Origin of the sequence: Burkholderia sp. IO2, from assembly GCF_029522185.1 — a bacterium.
In the GTDB taxonomy this organism is placed as follows: Bacteria; Pseudomonadota; Gammaproteobacteria; order Burkholderiales; family Burkholderiaceae; genus Burkholderia; species Burkholderia cenocepacia.
This window is the reverse complement of sequence record NZ_JAKWFH010000045.1, coordinates 18,265-39,262: the sequence shown is the minus strand read 5'-3', so window position 1 is coordinate 39,262 and position 20,998 is coordinate 18,265. Positions and strand designations below refer to the sequence as shown.

Sequence of the window (20,998 nt, the reverse complement as noted above, 5' to 3'; positions counted from 1 at the left end):
GCAGCGTCGCTTGGCGGGAACCGGCGCGAATGCCGACGCTTCGCCACGCGGCCCCGCTTGCTCGCGTCGGCTTTCCCCCTGCGGATTCACGCCGTCACGCGCACAGCCGGGGCAACGAGGCGATCGCTGAAACAGGAAAATGCTTTCTACGATTCGTTGGTTTGAGCGGCGCGGCGCAGCCCGTAGCATGGGCGCGTCACCCATCCTCCAGCATCGGAATGTCCGCGCAAACAGACAAGGTCGTCCATTGGCTGCTGTCCAGCCTGGAGCCGAGAAGCCAGCTTTTTCATGTCGGCCAGTATTGCGGCGACTGGCAGGCGTCCACCGCCGGCCGTGCGAAAGCAAGCTTCCACGTGATCCTGCACGGATCGGCGTGGCTGCATTTCGCCGACGGGCGCGACAGCATCCCGGTCACCGCCGGTGAAGCCGTCTTTCTGCTGCGCGACGTGCCGCACGGCTTGTCGCCGAGCCCGGTCGACCCGCAGGCCTGCGCGGTCGCGGGCGGCCGCCCGCTCGAGCGACGCGGGTCGATGCAACCGCTCGACCCGTCGGTCGACGGCAGCGTCGGGCTCGCCTGCGGCTTCATCGAATTCCACTCCACCGTGTCGCGCGCGATCGTGTCGCTCTTTCCCGAGTACCTGATCGTGCGGCGCGGCGACGACGCCTATCGCGGTATCCACGGGCTGTTCGACCTGATTCGCGCCGAGGGCCGCCATGGCGTCGACGCGCCCTCCCCGCTGATCGACAAGCTGGTCGAACTGCTGTTGTTCTATGCGGTGCGGGATGCCGCGGGGCACGATACCGTGGCCAGCGGCCTCGCGTCGCTGATGCAGCGGACCGGTTTCGCCACGCTCGTCGCCGCGATCATCGATGCGCCCGCCGACGCGTGGACCACCGACTCGATGGCCGCATTCGCGAACATGTCGCGCACCGCGTTCTGCAAGCACTTCAGCGAAGCGTCCGGCCATCCGCCGATGCAGTTCGTCACGATGGTGCGGATGCGACTCGCGGCGGACCTGTTGCAGCAAGGCCTGCCGATTTCGCGTGCGGGTGAACTGGTCGGCTATCAGTCGGAATCGGCGTTCGCGCATGCGTTCAAGCGCACGATGGGCATGCAGCCCGGCGCATGGCGGCGCGGCGGCCCTGCGTCGCCATCGGCGGCGCGCCTGCACTAGCCGGAGACGGCGCGACGGCGGAACGCGCGGCGCGGGACGAACGCACAGGAATCGCGGATGTTCGCGCATTGTCCGGCGGGGGCGCCGCCTCGACAATGATCTCACTGCCCCTCCGGAGAATCCTGTGAGCCGCCTGCCCTTGCCCACCATCGAAACCGCCCCCGCGCCCAGCCAGCCATTCCTGGAAAAGTCGCAGCGCGCGAACGGTTTCCTGCCGAACCTCGTGCGCTCGCTCGCGAACGCGCCGGTCGCGCTCGAAACCTATCTGACCGTCGCGGAGATCAACAGCCGCGCGGGCCTCACGTTCGCCGAGCGCGAAGCCGTGCAGATCACCGCGGCCGCCGTCCACGGCTGTGCGTTCTGCGTGGCCGGACACACCGCGGCGGCGCTGAAAAAGGCCCACGTCGACCACGCCGACGTCGATGCATTGCGCGACGGCGAACCGGTCGCCGATCCGCGGCTCGACGCCGTCGCCGCATTCACGCGCGCCGTGATCGCGACGCGCGGCGGCGTGCCCGACGACGCGCTCGACGCGTTCCTGGCCGCCGGCTTCACCGAGGCGAACGCGCTCGAAGTGGTGCTGGGCGTGAGCCTCGCGACGCTGTGCAACTTCGCGAACAACCTGTCGCGCAACGAACTCAACCCCGAACTGGCGGCATACCGATGGGAACCCCGGACACAGGCCGCCTGACGGCGCCCGAACTCGACGCGTCGCTGGTCGACTGGCTCGACGCGAACGCCACGTCGCTCGACACGCGCGCCGCGCTGAAAGCGGAAGTCGTGCCGCGCCTCGCGGCGGCCGGACTGTTCCGGATCGGCGTGCCGGCGGGCCTCGGCGGCGCCGGCGGCACCACCGCGGACGCCATTGCCGGCATCGCCGCGGTGGCCGAGCATTCGCTGACCGCGGCATTCGTGCTGTGGGGCCAGCGCAGCTTCATCGAGTACCTGTTGCAAAGCCCGAACGCCGCACTGCGCGCGCGCTGGCTGCCGGCGCTGCTCGACGGCCGTTGCGCCGGCGCCAGCGGGCTGTCGAACGCGATGAAGTATCTGTGCGGCATCGAGTCGCTTCAGATCGACGCGACGCGGCACGCGGACAGCGCCGACGACTGGCGGCTGACGGGCAGGATGGCGTGGGTGACGAACCTGCGCGCCGAACGGTTCGTGGTGGCGGCAGCCGTCGCGTTCGACGATGGGCGGCCGTCCGCGATCGTCGCGATTCCGGATGACGCGCGCGGCCTGGCCCGCAGCACGGATCTCGACCTGATCGCGCTGCGCGGCAGCAACACCGCCGCGCTGCATCTCGACGCCGTGCCGAGCGACGCCGCCTGGCTGATCCATCCGGATGCGCAAACCTTCCTGCCCGCGGTACGACCGGCATTCCTCGGCTTGCAGTGCGGGCTGTCGATCGGGCTCGCGCGGCGCTCGCTGGCCGAAGCGCGGCGCGCGGCGGAGACGACGCGCGGCATTCTCGGCCCCGAAGTCGAATCGTGCGCGGCCGAACTGGCCGCCGCGTGCTCGCAGTTGTCGGCCGGCATCGCCGACGGCAGCCTGCGCCTGCATCCGAACCGCCTGTTCGAGCTGCGTATCGCGCTCGCGACGCTAGTGGCCACCGCCGTGAACCTCGAACTCGAGGCGAGCGGCGGCCGCGGCTATCTGCGCGATGCGGGGCTCGGCTTCGAGCGACGCTGGCGCGAAGCGGCGTTCATTCCGATCGTCACGCCGAGCGTGGTGCAGTTGAAGGCGCAACTCGCCGCGCAAGCGCGGAGCATCGCCGCATGACGCCCCCGCTGCTGGACGCCCGTCACCTGACGCTCGGCTACGGCGACGAGCCGCGCACGACCGTGCTTGCCGACGTGTCGCTGTCGGTCGGGCGCGGCGAAATCGTCGCGTTGATCGGCCCGAGCGGGACCGGCAAGTCGAGCCTGCTGCGCGCACTGGCCGGGCTCGAGCGGCCGCAATCCGGCACCGTATCCGTCGACGGCGCGCTGCTGCAGGGCCCGCACCCGAGGATCGCGATCGCGTTCCAGGACCCGTGCCTGCTGCCGTGGCTGTCGACCGAACGGAACGTCGCGTTCGGGCTTGCCTTCGCGCATCAGGAGCGCCTCACGCGCGATCAGCAACGCGAACGCGTCCGCTCGGCGCTGCGCGCGGTCGGGCTCGACGCCGCCGCGTCGCTGCGCCCGGCCCAGCTTTCCGGCGGGATGGCGCAGCGTGCGGCGCTGGCGCGCGCACTGGCGCGTCGGCCGCACGCGCTGCTGCTCGACGAACCGTTCTCGGCGCTCGACGAAGTCACGCGCGCGGCGATGCAGCGGCTGCTGGTGAACATCGTGTCGACGACGCGCTGCGCGACGGTGCTCGTGACCCACGACATCGACGAGGCGCTGCTGGTGGCCGATCGCATCGTGCTGCTCGGCACGCAAGGCCGCTTCATCGACGCGTGGCAGGTCGATTACCCGCATCCGCGCGACGCGTTCGTCAGCGAACTCGGCACGATGCGCATCGACATCCTGAAGGCGTTGCAGGCCGGCATGAAGCGCCCGCACGCGTCCGAACCCCATCCCTTGAACTGACCTCCCTATCCATGTGCCAGATTCCGATGTCGCGCCGCGAATGGCTGAAGCTCGCGGCCCTGTTCACCGCGACGGGTGCCGCCCCGTTGCTGTCGATGGCCAACGCGCACGCCGCGGCCGAGCCGGATGCGCCGGTTCGCATCGGCTATCTGCCGATCACCGACGCGGCCCCGCTGCTGGTCGCCCACAACAACGGCTATTTCGCGTCCGAAGGGCTGACGGTCGAGCAACCGAAGCTGCTGCGCAGCTGGGCGCAGCTCGTCGAGGCGTTCCTGTCCGGCCAGGTCAACGTCGTGCACCTGCTGTCGCCGATGACGCTGTGGGCGCGCTACGGCAGCCGCGCGCCGGCGAAGGTGGTGGCATGGAATCACGTGAACGGCTCCGGGCTGACGGTCGCGCCCGACATCGACTCGCTGCGCGATCTCGGCGGCAAGACCGTCGCGGTTCCGTTCTGGTACTCGATTCACAACGTCGTGCTGCAGGACATGCTGCGCGGGCAGGGGCTCGTCCCCGTGCTCAAGCGGCGCGGCACGCCCGCGGCGAACGAGGTCAACCTCGTCGTCATGGCGCCGTCGGACATGCTGCCCGCGCTCGCCGCGCGCCAGATCGCCGGATATATCGTCGCGGAGCCGTTCAACGCGACCGCGGAATTGATGAAGATCGGCAAGATCCTGCGTTTCACCGGCGATGTGTGGAAGAACCATGCGTGCTGCGTCGTGTTCATGCACGAGCAGGATCTGACGCAGCGCCCCGCGTGGTCGCAAAAGGTCGTCAACGCGATCGTGAAGGCGCAGCTGTGGGCGCGCTCGCATCCGCAGGAAACCGCGCAACTGCTGTCGAAGGACGGCACGCACCGCTATTCGCCGCACACGCTCGCGTCGCTGGACCGCGTGCTGGTGCCGTCGGCGTCGCTGGCCGACACCTATCGCGCGAGCGGCGCGATCCGCCACGCCGACTGGCACGCGAAGCGGATCGACTTCCAGCCGTATCCGTTCCCGAGCTATACCGAGGCGCTGGTGCAGCGGCTGAAGCGGACGGTGGTCGACGGCGACAGCGCATTCCTCGCGTCGCTCGATCCGGCGTTCGCGGCCCGCGACCTGGTCGACGACCGGTTCGTGCGCAAGAGCATCGACGCGGTCGGCGGGCTGACCGCGTTCGGTCAATCGGGCGGGTTCCGCCGCGAGGAGATCGTCGTTGTCTGATGCGCTTGCTACCCGCCGCTCGTCCGCACCCGGCACGCGCCGGACCGGCGGCGGCCGTTCCCGGGCATCTGCGGCCGCGGGCTGGCTCGGCGTGGCCGGGCTCGTGGCGACGGTCGTGGTCTGGTGGGCCGCGATCCATGCGTTGACCGAGCCTGGCTCGCTCGGCCGGCAGTTCGCGCCGGACAGCGCGTTCGCCAGCCTGCGCTCGCTCTGCGCGGACGATCATCTGCTCGAACACGCGCTCGTCAGCCTGCGACGCATCGGCGTCGGGCTCGGCGCGGCGCTGCTGGCCGGCGTCCCGCTCGGCTTGTTGCTCGGCCGCGTGCAATGGGTCGAGCGGATGCTGTCGCCGACGTTCCAGTTCCTGCGCATGGTGTCGCCGTTGTCGTGGATGCCGCTTGCGGTCATGTCGTTCGGCATCGGCGACCGCGCGATCTACTTCCTGCTCGGGTTCGCCGCGTTGTGGCCGGTGCTGATGAGCACGGCCGCCGGCGTCAAGCAGATCGACCGGCGCTGGCTGCAGCTCGGCGCGAGCCTCGCGGCCACCCGCAGCGAGCTGCTGGTCCATATCGTGCTGCCCGCGATCGCGGGGCCGCTGCTCAACGGCATCCGGCTCGCGATCGGCATCCTGTGGATCGTGCTGGTGCCGGCCGAGATGCTCGGCGTCAACGCGGGCCTCGGCTACCTGATCCTCGATACGCGCGACCGGCTCGCGTATGCGGAACTGACCGCGGTGATCGTCGTCATCGGCGCGCTGGGTTTCGCGCTCGACGGCATCGCGCGGGGGTTGACCCGCGCGCTGCTGGCGTCCGGGCGCTGACGTTCAATTCCACGCATGGCGCGCCGGGCGCGCGCCGTTCAGGTAGTAGTTGCCGACGAGGTGATATTTCCAGCGCACCGGGTCGTGCAGCGTATGCGTGCGCGCATTGCGCCAATGGCGGTCGAGGTTGTGCTCGGCGAGCGTCGCTTGCGTGCCGGCCAGCTCGAACAGCTTCTCGCCCGCGAGCAGCGCGACCTCGGTCGTCAGCACCTTCGCTTCGCCGACCGCCACCGACGCCCGCGCGACGTCGTCCTCGGTCACGTCGCCCTTGGCCGCGATCTCGTCGAGCGTGCGCGCCGCGCGTTCGAGCAACGCGTCGGCCGCATGCAGCTGGATGTGCAGCCGGCCGATTTCACGAATCGTCAGCGGATCGTCCGTGGCCCGCTCGACGCCGCTGTCGACCCACGGCCGCGTGCGGGTTCGCACGAACGCGAGCGTATCGTCGATCGCCGCCTTCGCGATGCCGGCGTCGATTGCCGCCTGGATGATCTGCGACAGCGGGCCGTTGAGCGTCGGCACGTCCGACACGCGCTGCGCGGGCAGCACGTGCGACGCCGGGATGCGCACCGCGTCGAGCACGACCGTGCCGCTCGCGGTCGTGCGCTGGCCGAAGCCCGACCAGTCGTCGATCACGGTCAGCCCGGGCGTCGGTTGCGGCACGTACGCGAGCCAGGCCTGCTGCGCGTCGTCGAGCCCGAGCACCGGCACGTAATGCGCGAACAGCGCGCCGGTCGAGTAGAACTTCGTGCCGTCGACGACGTAGTCGTCGCCGTCGCGGCGCACGCGCGTCTTCAGGTCGAGCACGTGCTTCGTGCCCTTCTCCGAGAACCCGTTGCCGAACCGCTTGCCGCTCAGCACTTCGGCGAAGAAATGCCGCTTCTGCGCGTCGGTGCCGACGAGCGTGATCACGTCGATCAACCCGAAATGATTCTGCGGAAGCTGCCCGAGCGACGCATCGGCCGCGGCGACGATCTTGATCACCTCGGTGAGCGTCACGTGCGAGACGCCTGCGCCGCCGTATGCCTTCGGCACCGTGATCGCCCACAGCCCCGACTGCGAGAACCATTCGATTTCCTCGCGCGGCAGGCGGCGGTCGCGATCGCGCTCGGCGGCGCCTTGCGCGAGGCGTTGCGCCAGCGCATGCGCGGCCGCGATCGCTTGCGCGTCGTCGGCGATCACGCGGGCCACCTGCGGGTGTGCATCGGCCGGCCGCTCCTGAATCGTCGCGCTCGTGTCTGACATCGGGCTCTCCTGTCGAATGGCGAAAGCATTCAATCTAGCAGCGCCGCGCGGGCCGGAAAACCGAGCGATTCTCGGAACGATATTCCTTGGGAGAACAAACGACGTCGCGCCTGACGCAGGTGGAACGGCGTTTTGACGTCGCAACGGATGCATGAACGTCGATGCGTCCCCGCGTGGTTGCGGTCGCAGTCGCGGTAATACGCAGCGACGATAACGATCCGAGAATCCGTTATTGGAACGCCCGCTTCGCGCTTCCTATACTGGGCTCCCGGCGCACGCCCTTCGAGGAAACCCGCATGACTTCGTCGCACGCAGCCCCCGACCTTTCCACCGGTACCGATTACGATGCGCTCGCGAGCCGGTTCCGGCCGATCTTCGAGCGTATCGCCGCCGGCACCGCCGAACGCGAACGCTGCCGCGAACTGCCGCACGAGGCGATCGGCTGGCTGAAATCGGCGGGCTTCGGCGCGATACGGCTGCCGGCGAGCGCGGGCGGCGCCGGCGCGTCGCTGCCGCAGTTGTTCCGGCTGCTGACCGAGCTGGCCGCCGCCGATTCCAATTTGCCGCAGGCGTTGCGCGGACATTTCGCGTTCGTCGAGGACTGGCTGAACGCACCGGACGGCCCGCAACGGACGACCTGGTTCGACCGCTTCGCGAGCGGCCAGCTGGTCGGCAATGCATGGTCGGAAGCCGGCGACGTACCGCTCGGCCAGACCGTCACGAAGGTATCGGAGCAAAACGGCCGGCTCGTGCTGAACGGCCGCAAGTTCTACAGCACCGGCAGCCTGTTCGCCGACTGGATCGACGTGTTCGCGCAGCGCGCGCACGACGGCAGCGACGTGATCGTCGCCGTCGCGACCGCGCAGCCGGGCGTGATCCGCGAGGACGACTGGGACGGTTTCGGCCAGACGACCACCGGCAGCGGTACGACGCGTTTCGAGGACGCGGCGGTCGATGCGGACAACGTGATCGATTTCGCGCGCCGCTTCAAGTACCAGACCGCGTTCTACCAGCTGTTCCACGTCGCGACGCTCGCCGGCATCGGCCATGCGATCGTGCGCGACGCGGGCGAACTCGTGCGCAACCGCACACGGGTGTACAGCCACGGCAATGCGCCGCGCGCGGGTGACGACGCGCAGCTGCAGCAGGTGATCGGCGAGATCGCGTCATGGGCCTACGCGGCCGATGCGCTCGCGCTGCGCGCCGCGCAGCCGCTTCAGCACGCGTACGAAGCGCGCTTCGGCGGCGACGAAGCGGCCGAGCAGGCCGCGAACGTCGCGGCCGAAATCGAATCCGCGCAGAGCCAGCTCGTCGTGTCCGAACTCGTGCTGCGCGCGGCGACGCGCCTGTTCGACGCGCTCGGCGCGTCGGCGACCCGCAGCACGACCGCGCTCGATCGCCACTGGCGCAACGCGCGCACGGTGTCGTCGCACAATCCGCTCGTCTACAAGGCGCGCATCGTCGGCGACTGGATCATCAACGGCCGCACGCCGCCGTTCGTGTGGCGCGTCGGCAACGGTGCGGACGCCCATGCGGGCGCCGGCGCGGAAACGGGGGCCGCGCAATGAGCAAGACCATCCGCTTCAATGCGTTCGAGATGAACTGCGTGGGCCACCAGTCGCCCGGCCTGTGGGCGCATCCGCGCGACCGCTCGTGGCAGTACAAGGATCTCGACTACTGGACCGACCTCGCCCGCGTGCTCGAACGCGGGATCTTCGACGCGATCTTCATCGCGGACGTGATCGGCTACTACGACGTGTACAAGGGCAGCAACTATCACGCGCTGCACCAGGCCGCGCAGATTCCGGTCAACGATCCGCTGCAGCTCGCCGCGCCGATCGCAATGGCGACCGAGCATCTCGGCATCGGCATCACCGCGTCAACGACGTTCGAGCATCCGTACACGTTCGCGCGCCGGCTGTCGACCGCCGACCACCACACGAAGGGCCGGCTCGCGTGGAACATCGTCACGTCGTACCTGGAGAGCGGCGCGAAGAACGTCGGCGATCACGGGCTGCGCACGCACGACGACCGCTACGCGGTCGCGGCCGAGTACGTCGAAGTGCTGTACAAGCTGTTCGAAGGCAGCTGGGAAGATGGCGCGGTGGTGCGCGATCGCGACGGCCGCGTGTTCACGCATCCGGAGAAAGTGCATGAGATCGGCCACAAGGGCCGCTTCTTCGACGTGCCCGGCTATCACCTGTGCGAGCCGTCGCCGCAGCGCACGCCGGTACTCTTCCAGGCTGGCGCGTCGGGCCCCGGCAAGGCGTTCGCCGCGCAGCACGCCGAATGCGTGTTCGTCGCCGCGCCGACCCGCGACCAGCTTGCGCGCTATGTGGCCGACGTACGTGCGCAGGCCGCGGCCGCCGGGCGCGACCCGGCGAAGGTGCTGATCTACAACCTCGTCACGGTGATCGTCGACGAGACCGACGAGAAGGCGCAAGCGAAGTTCGACGAGTATCGGCGCTACGTGTCGTACGACGGCTCGCTGGTGTTCATGTCCGGCTGGACCGGCATCGACTTCGGCCAGTACGCGCCGACCGATCCGGTCAGGCGCGTCGAAACGAATGCGATCGTGTCGGCGGTCGAGCACCTGTCGGGCGGCGACACCGCGTGGACGATCGAGGCGCTGGCGGCCTGGGGCGGCATCGGCGGGATGGGCCCGGTGTTCGTCGGGTCGGCGTCGACCGTCGCGGACATCCTGCAGGAATGGGTCGCCGCGACCGACGTGGACGGTTTCAATCTCGCGTATGCGGTCGCGCATGAAACCTTCGAGGACGTCGTGCGCCATCTCGTGCCCGAGTTGCAGCGGCGCGGCGTGTATCCGACCGCGTATGCGCCGGGCACGCTGCGCGAAAAACTCTTCGGCGGCTCGGCGCGGCTGCCGGACGAGCATCCGGCCGCGCAGTTTCGCGATATCGAACAGGTCAAGCGCGCGGCCGAGCGGGAAGCGGTGAGCGCGTAGCGTTGGGCGACGTCGAAGCCGGTCTGTCCGCATTCACGCGGCGGCCGGCTTCAGTACAAACGGTTTCGTGCAGTCTGACGAAGCCGTTTGTATTTGCAGGGGGACAGCGAGCGCCCCCGGTCGACGGTTACGCCACGCTTTCGTCGTCGACGTCGTTCGCCGTCGGCTCATAACGAATGATCAGCAGGAACACGATCGGCGTGACCGCGCTGATCGCGACGACCCAAAACATGTCGGTGCCGAGACGCGCCTGCAGGATCGGCAGCACGAACAGCGCCAGCGCCTGGCCGATGCCGCACAGCGACCGCCCGAAGCCGACGCCGGTGCCGCGGATCGTGGCCGGATACGACAGCGTCGGATAGATCATCATCTGCGCACCCGGCCCGAACCCTTCGGCGAACAGCCACGTGCCGAGCATCAGCAGCACGACGCCGACCGCCAATGCGCCGTGCGGATGCCCCGCCAGCGCCAGCGCGACGAGCGCGACCGTTTGCAGCGCAAATCCCGCGATCGCGACATGACGCGACGGATAGCGATACGCGAGTCGCATGCCGAGCAAGCCGCCTGTGAACGCGAACAGCACGTTCAATGCGAGCGACGCCGCGATCGTCTCGAACACGCCCGCGCCGAGGAATTGCGACAGGATCGACGGCAGGAAGAACGCGATCGCCGTGTATTCGAACGGGATGCACAGGTTCATCACGCTGGCGACGATCGTGCGCCCCAGATACGGACGCTGGAACAGCACGCGAATCCGCACCGGCGGCGGGCTCGGCTCGCGTCGCGCATCGTCCGCTTCGTGCGCATGAATGCCGTACGATTCGCGCAGGATCCGCGCGGCATTGGCCAGATCGCCCTGGTTCGCGGCCCACAGCGGCGATTCGTTCATGAAGCGGTTGCGGAACAGGATGATGACGAGCGCCGGCACCGCGCCGAAGATCAGCGACGCGCGCCACAGCCAGCCCGCATGCTCGGCCGGCAGCAGGAAATACAGGCCGAAGATCAGCAGGAAGCACACCGACGACGCGACGTACCACATCGGGCACCACGCAGCGAGCCGCGACGCCTTGTTGCCGCGGCCGTTGAACTTCGAGAATTCGGCGAGGAACGCCATCGCGACGGGCAGGTCGATGCCGACGCCGAGCCCCATCACGAAGCGCGCGGCGATCAGCACCCAGACATTCGGCGCGAGCCCGGCCGCGATCGCCGCGACCACGAAGAACAGCATGTCGGCCATGAACACCTGATAGCGGCCGATCCGGTCCGTCAGCCAACCGCCGATCAGGCTGCCGAAGATCGTGCCGATCATGATCGCCGACCCGACCAGCCCGGTCAGCGCGGGCGTCAGGCCGAATTCGCGCGCCACGTCGTCGATGCCGTACGACAGCGTCGTCAGGTCGTACGCATCGAGAAACACGCCGCCGAGCGCCAGCAGCACGATCATCCGTGCGTGGCTCACCGAACTGTCCACCGTATTGATCAGGCGCGCGACGTCGCTCGCCGAGCGGATGGGGGAAGAAACCGGCGTGACTGAGCCTAGATCGATCGAACTCATCGGATTCCTTAGTTTGATGCCGAATGCACGGCAAGGTGATCGTAAAGCCGGGGAACCGGGCAGGCGCCTTCGCGACCGTCGCGGCGTCGAGCGCATGCGGCCCCGCTGCAGCCGGGTTCCGGCAGCGGAAATTCTGTTCCCTCGATCCGGCAATCCCAAGCGATATAAACCGATAAATTAATCGGCGTGCGTCATAAAGTTGCACGGCGCGCGCTTAGCAGCCGCACGCATGTTCAAACGTGGATTTCTTCGTTAACGGATCGCCTGCGCTTCGTTACATTAGCCGGTCACCTGCCTGTTCGCGGCGCGTTGCCGCTCTTCCGGAGAATCCCCGATGAAGCCGTTCTGGTCCCGCGTGTGGCAATCCGCGGCCGTCGTCGTTGCCGCGCTTGCCGGCCTCATGTCCATGCAAGCGCAGGCGGCGACGCCTGCGGAAATCCGCGTCGACTATGCGTACTACTCGCCCGAAAGTCTCGTGATCCGCCACTTCGGCTGGCTCGACGACGCGTTCAAGGCCGACGGTACGTCGATTCGCTGGGTGCTGAGCCTCGGCAGCAATCGTGCGCTCGAATACCTGAACAGCGGCGCGGTCGATTTCGGCTCGGCCGCGGGGCTGGCGTCGGTGCTCGCGCGCGCGAACGGCAACCCGATCCACACGGTCTACGTGTTCTCGCGCCCCGAATGGACGGCGCTGGTGGTGCGCAAGGATTCGCCGATCCGTTCGCTCGCCGACCTCAAAGGCAAGAAGATCGCCGCGACGCGCGGCACCGATCCGTTCCTGTTCACGCTGCGCGCGCTGCACACGGTCGGCCTGACCCGCGACGACGTCGAGATCGTCAACTTGCAGCATCCGGACGGCCGCACCGCGCTCGCGAACGGCCAGGTCGATGCGTGGGCCGGGCTCGATCCGCACATGGCCGCCGCGCAGCTCGACGACGGCGCGCGCCTGCTGTACCGCAACGTCGCATTCAATACGTACGGCTTCCTGAACGTGCGCGATGCGTTCGCCAGCCAGTATCCGCAGGCGGTCGCGCGCGTGCTGAAGGTCTACGACCGTGCGCGCCAGTGGATCGTCGCGCATCCGGCCGAAACCGCGCAAATCGTCGCCGACGAATCGAAGGTATCGCTACCGGTCGCGAAGCTGCAGCTTCAGCGCAACGACTTCAGCGACCCGGTGCCGGGCGACACGCAGCGCGCGGCGCTGAAGGCCGCCGCGCCGGTGCTGACGGCCGAGCAATTGACCAAGCCGGGCGTCGATCCGGCGAAGATCGTCGATACGCTGCTCGATCCGTCGTTCGCGCGCCCGATCGTCGCCGCGTCGCACTGAGCGTGACGCCGATGACGGACACCACCGCGCGCGGCGACGCGCTCGCGTCCCGCCAACCCGCTTCGCCGCCGCGTGCGGCCCGACGTGACCCGCTGCGCGCGTGGCGCATCGCGGGCCTCGCGCTGCCGTTCGCCGCGCTCGTGCTGCTCGAGGTCGTGGTGCGGCGCGGCTGGCTGCCCGAACATCTCGTGCCGGCGCCGAGCGAGATTCTCGATACGCTCGCGCGAATGGGCGTCACGCGGGTCGCGCGTCACGTCGGCGCGAGCACGCTGCGCGTCGCGGCCGGCTTTGCGGCGGGCGCCGGCCTCGCGCTCGTCGTCGGCGCGGCGATGGGCCTGAGCCGCCGAGTCGATGCGCTGTTCGAACCGACGTTCCAGGCGTTGCGCGCGATTCCGTCGCTTGCGTGGGTGCCGGTGCTGCTGCTGTGGCTCGGCATCGACGAAGCGCCGAAGATCACGCTGATCGCGATCGGCGCGTTCTTTCCCGTTCATCTCGCGGTGGTCGCCGGCATTCGCGACGTCGACCGCAAGCTCGTCGAGCTCGGCGCGGTGTACCGGCTCGGCCCGCTCGCGCTGTTCCGCCGGATCCTGCTGCCCGCCGCGCTGCCGCAGATCGTCACCGGCCTGCGGACCGGCCTCAGCCTCGCGTGGATGTTCATGGTCGCCGCGGAGTTGATCGCGGCCACGCGCGGCCTCGGCTTCCTGCTGAGCGACGGCCGCGAAACCGGACGCCCCGACCTCGTGTTCGGCGCGATCCTGCTGCTCGCGTTGCTCGGCAAGCTGACCGACGGCGCGATGCGTCGCATCGAGTCGCGCTGGCTCGGCTGGCGCGATGCGTTCGACGGCGCGGCGCGCCAGGGCGGCAAATGAGCGCCTCCCCTTCCGTCCGCCCGGCCGCCGGCATCGCCGCGCCGCTGCTCGACCTGCGGATCGCCCGCAAGCTGTATGGCGATCGCACGATCCTGGCCGACATCGCGTTGCAGGTCGCGCGAGGCGAAATCGTCTGCGTGGTCGGCCCGAGCGGGTGCGGCAAGAGCACGCTGCTGCGGATCGTCGCCGGCCTGGACCCGGACTTCCGCGGCAGCGTGACGCTCGATGGCAGCGCGCTGGCCGGGCCGTCCGCGCGCGTCGGCGTGATCTTTCAGGAGCCGCGGCTGCTGCCATGGCTGTCGATCGCGGACAACGTCGGTTTCGCGTCCGGCGCGCGGGGCGGACGCGATCCGAGCGTCGCGCGGTTGCTCGACGAGGTCGGCCTGGCCGGCGTCGCGCGGCAGCTGCCGGCGACGCTGTCGGGCGGCATGGCGCAGCGTGCCGCGATCGCGCGCGGGCTGTTCGGCGAGCCGGATCTGCTGCTGCTCGACGAGCCGTTCAGCGCGGTCGACGCGATCACGCGGATGCGCTTGCAGACGCTGCTGCTCGAGGTCGTCCATCGGCACCGGATGGCCGCGATCGTCGTCACGCACGATCTCGACGAGGCGCTGTATCTCGGCGATCGCGTGCTGGTGCTCGCGCCGAACCCGGGCCGCGTCGACGATGAACTCCACGTCGACGTCGCACGGCCGCGCGACCGGCGCGATCCGTCGCTGGCCGCGCAGCGCGCGCGGCTCATCGATGCGTTCCAGCGCTTTCACGATCGTGAGGCGCGCGACACCACTGGCATCCCGGTCACGCCGGCGTGACGTCGCCACTTCATCGCGCGGACGCCGACCGGACGAACGCGGCCAGATCGCGATTGAACCGCCCGGCTTCCTCGATGAACGGCGCGTGACCGGATGCCGCGTACACCTTGCTGACGATGCGTGAGTTCAGTGCGGCCGCGCGGGCCAGCGTCGCCTGCGTGTCGACCAGCGCGTCGCGCCCGCCGTAGATGAACAGCAGCGGCACGCGCGCGTGGCCGAGCCCCGCGGCGGCGAATACCGACATCGTCGGGATGGCCTTTTGCATGTCCCACGACGCCATCGCAGCGTTGGCGAGCAAGCGCTCGAACGTCGCGGCATCCGGCCGGCGGTTGAAGCACAGACCGACGAAAGTCCGCTCGCCGTCGAGATGCGTTTTCAGGTCCGCCGCATTCATGTCGCGATACACGTCCGGATGATCGACGATCTGGCCCGGCGCAAGCTCGACCACGCCGTCGACGTACACCGCGCCCGCGATCGCGCGGTCGCCGTATTGGGCGAGGTAGTTCGAGATCACCACGCCGCCGAGCGACCAGCCGACCACGACCGGTTTGCGCGCATGCGTGCCGTCGATGACCGCCGCGAGATCGTCGCCCCAGCGGGTTCCGTCGCGATACGGCTGCGCGCCGGACGGCTTGTCCGACAGCCCGTGGCCGCGCAGGTCGTACGTGATGATCCGGAAGCCGCGCAGTTCGGCGCTCTGGACCTGCGCGTCCCAGTTCAGGCGGCTGCCGAGCAGGCCGTGAATCAGGATGACCGGAACGCCGTCCGGGTCGCCGCTTTCCTGAACGGCCAGCTTCACGCCGTCCGTCGACGTCACGGTATAGCTCAGCGGCGCGGCGGCCGCGTCGTACGCCCACGCAAACGGCATCGCCCACCAGATCAAGGCAATCAGCCAGCGCATCAGCACGCGGGTATCCATGGTGTTTTCCTCCAGGCATGAACGGACGCCCAGTCTCAACCCTCACACTGATGTAAGAGTCAAGCGGATCGTGCTAACCTGCCCTTCATGAAAAATCCGCCTACCCAGCCACTGCTGACCATCGGCAAACTCGCGCAGCTCACCGGCGCGAGCGTGCGCTCGATCCGGCACTACGACGAGCACGGCCTGCTCGCATCGGTGCGCGCGGACAACGGCTATCGCCTGTTTCCCGACAAGGCTGTGACGCAGGTCAAGCAGATTCAGCGCATGATCGCGACCGGTTTCACCCTCGACGACATTCGCGGCTTTCCGGACTGCATGTTGCTGATCGACGGCGCCCGCTCGTGCGACCAGATCACCGACGTCCAGCGCGAACGCCTCGAAGCGATCGACCGCCAGATCGCCGATCTCGAGAAGCGGCGCGCAAGGCTCGTCAAGATGTTGCGGGATGGTGCGGTGCCGCCGCTCGATTGATCGATGCGCGGGTTCGCCAGCGGTCCGCTTTTTCCCGCTACGGATACCAGTCCACCCGCGCGCTTCGGGCACAATACGCGCCCTCACCTTTTTGCCGGTGGTCACACCCATGCGCGTCATCGTCGTCGGAACAAGCGGAGCCGGGAAATCCACCTTTGCCAGCGCACTGGCCGCCGCCGCGGCCTGCCCGTACATCGAACTCGACCGGCTCTACTGGGGCCCGGGCTGGACCGCCGTGCCGCCCGCGCAGTTCGACCATGCGGTGCGGGCGGCGACGGCCGGCGACCGCTGGGTCGCCGACGGAAACTACAGCGCGGTGCGTGACGTGCTGTGGTCGAGGGCCACGCACGTCGTATGGCTCAACTTCGGGCGATGGACGGTGTTTTCCCGTGTGCTGCGGCGCACGATCGGCCGCGGGCTCATGCGCACCCGGCTCTCTCACGGCAACCGGGAATCGCTGCGGATGGCGTTCTGCTCGCGGGACTCGGTGCTCCTGTGGTCGTACACGACGTTCGCGAGAAACCGCGTGAAGTTCGCCGGCTTGCGCGACGACCCGAAATACGCGCATCTGCAATGGACGGAGATCACCAAGCCGTCGCGTACCCGCGCGGTCATCGAGACGCTCGCCCGCGCCAGCCGTTGCGATTGAGCGTGGCACGCACTGCGTCGCATCAATCGTCGAAAGTGCCCTGATATTCCGGCGCGGCATCCGCGCGCGTGTTCAGTTCGAACATCACGCCGCCCGGCGCGCGGCAAAAGAAGCGCGAGCCGCGCCCGTTGTTGAAGACGTCCGTCTCCATCGCGACGCCTTCCTCCTTGAAGCGCGCGAACAACGCGTGCACGGCATCGAGACTCGGCAGTTCGAAGCCGACGTGGAAATTGGCGGGCCATGCGGGCACGCCGTCGCCGACGTGATCGATCACGACGTCGAAGCCCGGGCGTTTGAGGATCCAGGATTTTTCCCAGCTTCCCGCTATCGTGAAGCCGAGGTATCGCTCGAAGAATCGGGCGGTGGCCAGCGTGTCGGCGGAGGGAAAGCTCAGGTGGTTCAGCTTCATCGTGGCTGTCGTTTCGGTCATGGTCGCGCTCTCCGATGCGGTGGTGGGCGGAGGCCCCATGCCGTGCCGCCCGAGGACTTCAGAATACGAGCGTGGGCTCGCATTCCACAACTCGCATTGGACGCACGGGTGCGCGGGGCGCCAAGCCCGCATGAGGCCGTCGTTCGAGCGATGGGCAATGCGCGGCGCGGGTCGTGCTGCTCGCATTCGGAGCCGCGCGACGGACGCGGCGCGACCGCTCGAACCGATGTGCGTCGAACGACACAGGCCCGGGGTCCGCACACGGGCCCCGGGCCACCGTTCGACCGCGAGTGCCAGGCATGACTGCCGTTGCCCGGCACCCGCTCATCGCTCAACGCTGCGCGAGCCCCATCAGAACTGGTAACCCGCACCGACCACCGCGCCGAAGTCCGACCGCGTGTTGCCCGTCACCGATGCCTTGACGACCCATCGGTTGCTCTCCGTCACGTACGAGTAGCCGGCCGCGAAGCCCTGCTGGCCGTGATAGTTCGACGTCGCCGCCGACACCATCGAGCGCCCCGCGCCGGTCGGCTGCGGCAAGCCGGCCACCGCCATCGCCGACGCGACGCCGCCGTACATGTCCTTTTTCAGGTCGTTGAACGAGTTGTACACCTGCCCGATGCGCTGGTCGGTGTAGCCCTTCGCCTGCGTCGACGCCGTCGCGAGGTTGTCGTTCAACTGCTGCACGTTCACCGCGTCGGTCGGCGCCGTGCCGGCCGCGACGTTCGTGACCTGGCGCTCGCTGCCCTTCGCGCCGACCGAGAACGAGTTGTCGCGATCGGCGACGGAGCCCTGGCCGACCGCCACCGCGTTCTTGCCGGTCGCCGTCGCCGTCGAGCCGATCGAACCCGCATCGGCACGCGCGATCCACGTGGTGTTCGCATCGGTCGCGGCCGCGCGGATCTTGTCGTTGGCCGCCACGTTCTTCAGCGCGTTGTTGAACTGGCCCATGTTGACCGCGTCGTTGTCGCTCACGCCCGCCGCGACGCCGGTCAGCACGCGGTCGCCCGCCGTGCCCGAGAAGTTCACGCTCGCGCCGCCCGAATCCTTGCCGACCGTGATCGCGCCGTTCGGGTCCTGCTGCTGCACGAGACCGGCCTTGCCGTTCGCGATGTTCGTCACGCTCCCTTGCAGGTTCGAGATGTCGGTGGTGTTCTTCGACACCTGCTGGTTGGTCGCGTAGAGCTGCGAGCCGTTCACCGCGTCGGTGCTGGTGGCGCCGAGCGTGCCGGCCTGCACGTTGGTGATGCGCGTGCCACCCGCGCCGCCGAGCGTGATCGTGCTCTTCGAACTGTCGTCGTACTGCACCGCGAGCGCGCCGAGCTGGTTCAGGTTCGACTGCACGTCCTTCAGCTGCTTCACGTTCACCGCGTCGGTATCGCTGGTGCCCGCCGCGACGTTCTTCAGCACGACCGCCGACGTGGCGTCGCCGCCGATGAGCGACACCGAATTCAGCCGGTTGCCGCTCGCGTCGACGTCGTACTTGACGACGTTCTTCACGGCTTCGCCGGCCTGGTTCGACACGTTCGTGATCTGCTGCTCGAGCGCGGTCTTCACGCCCGACAACTGGCCGCCATTCACCGCGTCCGTGCTGCCCGCGGCGACGTTGCCGTCGGCCACGTTGCTCAGCTTCGTCGGCGCGCCGCCGCGCGCGGCGTTGAATGCGCCGAGCGTCGGGTCGAATTGCAGCGCATCCTGCTGCAGCCCGGCGATCGCCGCCGTGTTGCCGGCGATATTGGTTTCGGCATTGCCGATGCGCGTTTCGTGATTCGCGAGCGTCGTCGTGTTGCTGCCGACGCGGCCGTCGAGGTTCGTCAGCGCGTCGCCGACGTTGTTGAACGCGCTGCCGCCGATCTTGTAGTTCGGCGCGCCGATCGAGCCGTCCGGGTTCGCCGTCGCGCCGCCGCCGAGCGCGGCCGCGGCGCCGTCGGTCGCGCGGCGCAGTTGCGCGCCGTTCACCGCGTCGGTGCTGCCGGCCGCGACGTTGCCTGCCGCGACGTTGGTCAGGCGCACCGGGCTGCCGCCGTTGCCCGCGCCGAGCGACACCTGCTGCTTGCTCGCATCGTCGTATTTGACCGCGAGCGCATCGAGCTGGCTCGTGCCGTCGTGAATCGCCGCGTTCAGCTGGTCGACGTTGACCGCATCCGTGCCGCTCTTGCCGGCCGCGACGTTGCTGATCAGCTGCGGGCCGTGGCCGCCGTGGCTCGCATCGTAGGCGCCGAGGCCCGGGTTCCACTGCAGCGCATCCTGCTGGAGCGCCGCGATGTTGCCGGTATTCGCCGTCACCTGGTTGCCGACGGTCATGATCGACTGGTTGAGCGTGTCGGTCGCCTTGCCGAGCTGGCCGACGTTCACGGCATCGCCCGCCGCCACGCCGTCCGCCACGTTGTGCAGGCCGACCGGCGCCGTTGCGCCCTTGCCGCCGAGCGTGACGCCGCCGTGCGCATCGTCGTCGTACTGCACCGCGTTCTTCGTCGCGTTGCCGATCTGGCTGGTGATCGACGTGCTCAGGTTGCCGAGCGTCGTGCTGAGGTTGTTCGTCACGCTCGTGCTGAGCGACGCGAGGCCGCCGTTCAACTGGCCGACGTTGACGGCGTCGTGCGGGTCCTTGCCGTCTGCGACGTTGTGCAGCGTCGTGCCGTTGGGGCCGGCGAACGTCACCGAGTCGAAGCCGCTCGCGCCGTCGTACTTGACGTTGCGCGTATCGGCCGCCTGCAGGCCGGCGATGTTCGATGCCGCCGTGCTCAGCGAGCCGTTGATGCCCGTCACGCTGTTCTGCAGGTTCGTGATGTTCGAAGCCGCCGTCGAAATGGACGTCTGCAGCGGCGTGAGGCTGCCCTTCAACTGACCGACGTTGACCGCATCGGTATCGGCGACGCCGGCGGCCACGCCGCCGATCGTCGTGCCGGCGGCGCCGTCGAGCGCGATCGCCGCGTGCGAGTCGTCGGTGTATTTGACGACGTTCTGCGTGGCCGTGACGATGCTCGTACTGAGGCTGTTGCCGACGCTGGTCACACGCTGGTCGACGTTCGAGATTGAGGTCGACAGCGCGTTGCCGACCGACGTCACGCGTGCGTCGACGTTGCCGATGCTCGTGCTCAGCGTGCTGTTCACGTTCTTCAGCTGCTGGACGTTGACGGCGTCCGTATCGGCCGCGCCCGCCGCGACGTTCTTGAGCTGACGTTCGCTGCCGATCGCGCCGAACGATACCGCGCCGCCCACCGGCGCGGCCGTGCCGCCGAATACCGGCGTGCCGCCGTTGTTCGCACCGACGCTGCCCGAGCCGATCGCCACCTGGTTGTTGTCGCTCGTCTGCGCGCCGGCGCCGATCGCCACCGACTGCGTCCCGCCGGCACGCGTTTGCGTGGCCGCGTCGTACGACGCGCCGGCCGATACGCCATCGCTCGACGTCGGGTTCGCGCCGCCGATCGCGACCGAGCGGTCGCCGCTGGCGAGCGCCGAGTGACCGAGCGCGATCGAGCTCGTGCCGTGCGCATCGGCGACGTTGCCGAGCGCCATCGAGAAATCACCGACCGCCGCCGACTGGCGGCCGATCGCCAGCGAGGTATTGCCCTGGGCGACCGCCACCGTGCCGATCGCGGTGGCCGAGTTCGCCAGCGCCTGCGAGCCGACCCCGATCGCAATCGCGCCGCCACTGCCGCTGCCGCCCTTGCTGCTCGCATTCGACTGGTCGCCGATCGCGATACCGCTGGTACCGGCCTTCGCATTGGTGCCCTGCGTCACGTTCGCGGTACTGACTGCGACGTAGCTGCCGTTCTTCGTTGCCACGCATAGCGGGTTGGTGCCGTCGATACACTGGCCGTTCAGCGCGTTGTCGGGGTTACCGCGGTCGACGAAATTGTCCGCGTGGGCGGCGCCGGCGATCAGCACACCCGCACCCGTGAACATCGCGGCGGCGAGCGCCGAAATCTGCTTCCTCTTCATGGTCTTCTGCTCCGTTGTGTAGCGTCTGGTTTGAATACGGACTACTT

At 68.8% G+C, this 20,998-nt stretch carries 18 protein-coding genes; 13 read left to right on the top strand and 5 right to left on the bottom strand.

From position 1 onward, the window contains the following. Window positions 1-218 precede the first annotated feature (218 nt). The 6 genes from MMB92_RS25585 (at window position 219) to MMB92_RS25560 (ending at window position 5,767) form a co-directional block, all read left to right on the top strand. Window positions 219-1,175, top strand: a complete 957-nt coding sequence (locus MMB92_RS25585; RefSeq protein WP_212137098.1) for an AraC family transcriptional regulator — start codon at window positions 219-221, stop codon at window positions 1,173-1,175. A 124-nt stretch (window positions 1,176-1,299) separates the two neighbouring features. Continuing rightward, window positions 1,300-1,866 (top strand): carboxymuconolactone decarboxylase family protein, encoded by a 567-nt coding sequence (locus MMB92_RS25580; RefSeq protein WP_006489008.1) that lies wholly within the window; start codon window positions 1,300-1,302, stop codon window positions 1,864-1,866. Further along, window positions 1,839-2,954, top strand: coding sequence for an acyl-CoA dehydrogenase family protein (locus MMB92_RS25575; RefSeq protein ID WP_058903923.1), 1,116 nt, complete (start codon window positions 1,839-1,841; stop codon window positions 2,952-2,954). The genes MMB92_RS25580 and MMB92_RS25575 overlap by 28 nt, the downstream gene beginning before the upstream one ends. Next, window positions 2,951-3,745 carry an ATP-binding cassette domain-containing protein gene (locus tag MMB92_RS25570; protein WP_006483334.1) on the top strand — a complete coding sequence of 265 codons (795 nt, stop codon included), beginning with the start codon at window positions 2,951-2,953 and terminating at the stop codon, window positions 3,743-3,745. The genes MMB92_RS25575 and MMB92_RS25570 overlap by 4 nt, the downstream gene beginning before the upstream one ends. A gap of 11 nt (window positions 3,746-3,756) precedes the next feature. Then, window positions 3,757-4,947, top strand: coding sequence for an ABC transporter substrate-binding protein (locus MMB92_RS25565; protein ID WP_034203485.1), 1,191 nt, complete (start codon window positions 3,757-3,759; stop codon window positions 4,945-4,947). Beyond that, the gene (locus MMB92_RS25560) at window positions 4,940-5,767 is read left to right on the top strand and encodes an ABC transporter permease (protein WP_125333555.1); all 828 of its coding nucleotides are present in this window, start codon (window positions 4,940-4,942) and stop codon (window positions 5,765-5,767) included. The genes MMB92_RS25565 and MMB92_RS25560 overlap by 8 nt, the downstream gene beginning before the upstream one ends. A 3-nt stretch (window positions 5,768-5,770) precedes the next feature. Here MMB92_RS25560 and MMB92_RS25555 read toward each other — a convergent pair whose 3' ends face one another. Then, entirely contained in the window at window positions 5,771-7,009 is a 1,239-nt protein-coding gene (locus MMB92_RS25555; protein WP_006483330.1) for an SfnB family sulfur acquisition oxidoreductase, read from the bottom strand. A 296-nt stretch (window positions 7,010-7,305) separates the two neighbouring features. On the opposite strand from MMB92_RS25555, the gene MMB92_RS25550 reads away from it, so the two are divergent. Together MMB92_RS25550 and MMB92_RS25545 are read left to right on the top strand one after the other, a co-directional pair. Beyond that, window positions 7,306-8,577: an acyl-CoA dehydrogenase family protein gene (locus MMB92_RS25550; RefSeq protein ID WP_080331456.1), complete on the top strand. Its 1,272-nt coding sequence runs from the start codon at window positions 7,306-7,308 to the stop codon at window positions 8,575-8,577. Next, window positions 8,574-9,974 carry an LLM class flavin-dependent oxidoreductase gene (locus tag MMB92_RS25545; protein WP_006483335.1) on the top strand — a complete coding sequence of 467 codons (1,401 nt, stop codon included), beginning with the start codon at window positions 8,574-8,576 and terminating at the stop codon, window positions 9,972-9,974. The genes MMB92_RS25550 and MMB92_RS25545 overlap by 4 nt, the downstream gene beginning before the upstream one ends. Window positions 9,975-10,101: 127 nt before the next feature. Here the strand turns inward: MMB92_RS25545 and MMB92_RS25540 are convergent, their stop codons facing one another. Continuing rightward, a complete protein-coding gene (locus tag MMB92_RS25540) occupies window positions 10,102-11,529 on the bottom strand; it encodes an MFS transporter (RefSeq protein WP_202588810.1) in 1,428 nt (475 codons plus the stop codon). A gap of 334 nt (window positions 11,530-11,863) precedes the next feature. Here MMB92_RS25540 and MMB92_RS25535 point away from each other — a divergent pair, with 334 nt between their 5' ends. The 3 genes from MMB92_RS25535 to MMB92_RS25525 are packed head-to-tail and all read left to right on the top strand — an operon-like array spanning window position 11,864 to window position 14,534. Next, window positions 11,864-12,856, top strand: coding sequence for an aliphatic sulfonate ABC transporter substrate-binding protein (locus tag MMB92_RS25535; RefSeq protein WP_080331454.1), 993 nt, complete (start codon window positions 11,864-11,866; stop codon window positions 12,854-12,856). Between the two features lie 11 nt (window positions 12,857-12,867). After that, window positions 12,868-13,725 carry an ABC transporter permease gene (locus MMB92_RS25530; RefSeq protein WP_048985841.1) on the top strand — a complete coding sequence of 286 codons (858 nt, stop codon included), beginning with the start codon at window positions 12,868-12,870 and terminating at the stop codon, window positions 13,723-13,725. Further along, window positions 13,722-14,534 (top strand): ABC transporter ATP-binding protein, encoded by an 813-nt coding sequence (locus MMB92_RS25525; RefSeq protein ID WP_058903916.1) that lies wholly within the window; start codon window positions 13,722-13,724, stop codon window positions 14,532-14,534. The genes MMB92_RS25530 and MMB92_RS25525 overlap by 4 nt, the downstream gene beginning before the upstream one ends. Window positions 14,535-14,544: 10 nt before the next feature. Here the strand turns inward: MMB92_RS25525 and MMB92_RS25520 are convergent, their stop codons facing one another. Next, entirely contained in the window at window positions 14,545-15,453 is a 909-nt protein-coding gene (locus tag MMB92_RS25520) for an alpha/beta hydrolase (RefSeq protein WP_277563027.1), read from the bottom strand. Window positions 15,454-15,540: 87 nt separating this feature from the next. Between MMB92_RS25520 and MMB92_RS25515 the strand changes: the two genes are divergently transcribed. Both MMB92_RS25515 and MMB92_RS25510 read left to right on the top strand, forming a co-directional pair. Next, on the top strand, window positions 15,541-15,927 hold the full coding sequence (locus tag MMB92_RS25515; RefSeq protein ID WP_006483333.1) for a MerR family transcriptional regulator: 387 nt from the start codon (window positions 15,541-15,543) through the stop codon (window positions 15,925-15,927). Between the two features lie 109 nt (window positions 15,928-16,036). After that, window positions 16,037-16,576 carry a hypothetical protein gene (locus tag MMB92_RS25510; protein ID WP_006498118.1) on the top strand — a complete coding sequence of 180 codons (540 nt, stop codon included), beginning with the start codon at window positions 16,037-16,039 and terminating at the stop codon, window positions 16,574-16,576. Window positions 16,577-16,598: 22 nt separating this feature from the next. Here MMB92_RS25510 and MMB92_RS25505 read toward each other — a convergent pair whose 3' ends face one another. Together MMB92_RS25505 and MMB92_RS25500 are read right to left on the bottom strand one after the other, a co-directional pair. Further along, on the bottom strand, window positions 16,599-17,006 hold the full coding sequence (locus tag MMB92_RS25505; protein WP_006483322.1) for a VOC family protein: 408 nt from the start codon (window positions 17,004-17,006) through the stop codon (window positions 16,599-16,601). Window positions 17,007-17,357: 351 nt separating this feature from the next. After that, window positions 17,358-20,951 carry a YadA-like family protein gene (locus MMB92_RS25500; protein ID WP_277563026.1) on the bottom strand — a complete coding sequence of 1,198 codons (3,594 nt, stop codon included), beginning with the start codon at window positions 20,949-20,951 and terminating at the stop codon, window positions 17,358-17,360. Window positions 20,952-20,998 lie beyond the last annotated feature (47 nt).

Coding starts and splice junctions, on each gene's coding strand:
- MMB92_RS25550 (WP_080331456.1), top strand. CDS start 7,306: ATGACTTCGTCGCACGCAGCCCCCGACCTTTCCACCGGTACCGATTAC.
- MMB92_RS25520 (WP_277563027.1), bottom strand. CDS start 15,453: ATGGATACCCGCGTGCTGATGCGCTGGCTGATTGCCTTGATCTGGTGG.
- MMB92_RS25510 (WP_006498118.1), top strand. CDS start 16,037: ATGCGCGTCATCGTCGTCGGAACAAGCGGAGCCGGGAAATCCACCTTT.
- MMB92_RS25585 (WP_212137098.1), top strand. CDS start 219: ATGTCCGCGCAAACAGACAAGGTCGTCCATTGGCTGCTGTCCAGCCTG.
- MMB92_RS25565 (WP_034203485.1), top strand. CDS start 3,757: ATGTGCCAGATTCCGATGTCGCGCCGCGAATGGCTGAAGCTCGCGGCC.
- MMB92_RS25555 (WP_006483330.1), bottom strand. CDS start 7,009: ATGTCAGACACGAGCGCGACGATTCAGGAGCGGCCGGCCGATGCACAC.
- MMB92_RS25545 (WP_006483335.1), top strand. CDS start 8,574: ATGAGCAAGACCATCCGCTTCAATGCGTTCGAGATGAACTGCGTGGGC.
- MMB92_RS25530 (WP_048985841.1), top strand. CDS start 12,868: ATGACGGACACCACCGCGCGCGGCGACGCGCTCGCGTCCCGCCAACCC.
- MMB92_RS25540 (WP_202588810.1), bottom strand. CDS start 11,529: ATGAGTTCGATCGATCTAGGCTCAGTCACGCCGGTTTCTTCCCCCATC.
- MMB92_RS25535 (WP_080331454.1), top strand. CDS start 11,864: ATGAAGCCGTTCTGGTCCCGCGTGTGGCAATCCGCGGCCGTCGTCGTT.
- MMB92_RS25570 (WP_006483334.1), top strand. CDS start 2,951: ATGACGCCCCCGCTGCTGGACGCCCGTCACCTGACGCTCGGCTACGGC.
- MMB92_RS25525 (WP_058903916.1), top strand. CDS start 13,722: ATGAGCGCCTCCCCTTCCGTCCGCCCGGCCGCCGGCATCGCCGCGCCG.
- MMB92_RS25500 (WP_277563026.1), bottom strand. CDS start 20,951: ATGAAGAGGAAGCAGATTTCGGCGCTCGCCGCCGCGATGTTCACGGGT.
- MMB92_RS25505 (WP_006483322.1), bottom strand. CDS start 17,006: ATGACCGAAACGACAGCCACGATGAAGCTGAACCACCTGAGCTTTCCC.
- MMB92_RS25575 (WP_058903923.1), top strand. CDS start 1,839: ATGGGAACCCCGGACACAGGCCGCCTGACGGCGCCCGAACTCGACGCG.
- MMB92_RS25515 (WP_006483333.1), top strand. CDS start 15,541: ATGAAAAATCCGCCTACCCAGCCACTGCTGACCATCGGCAAACTCGCG.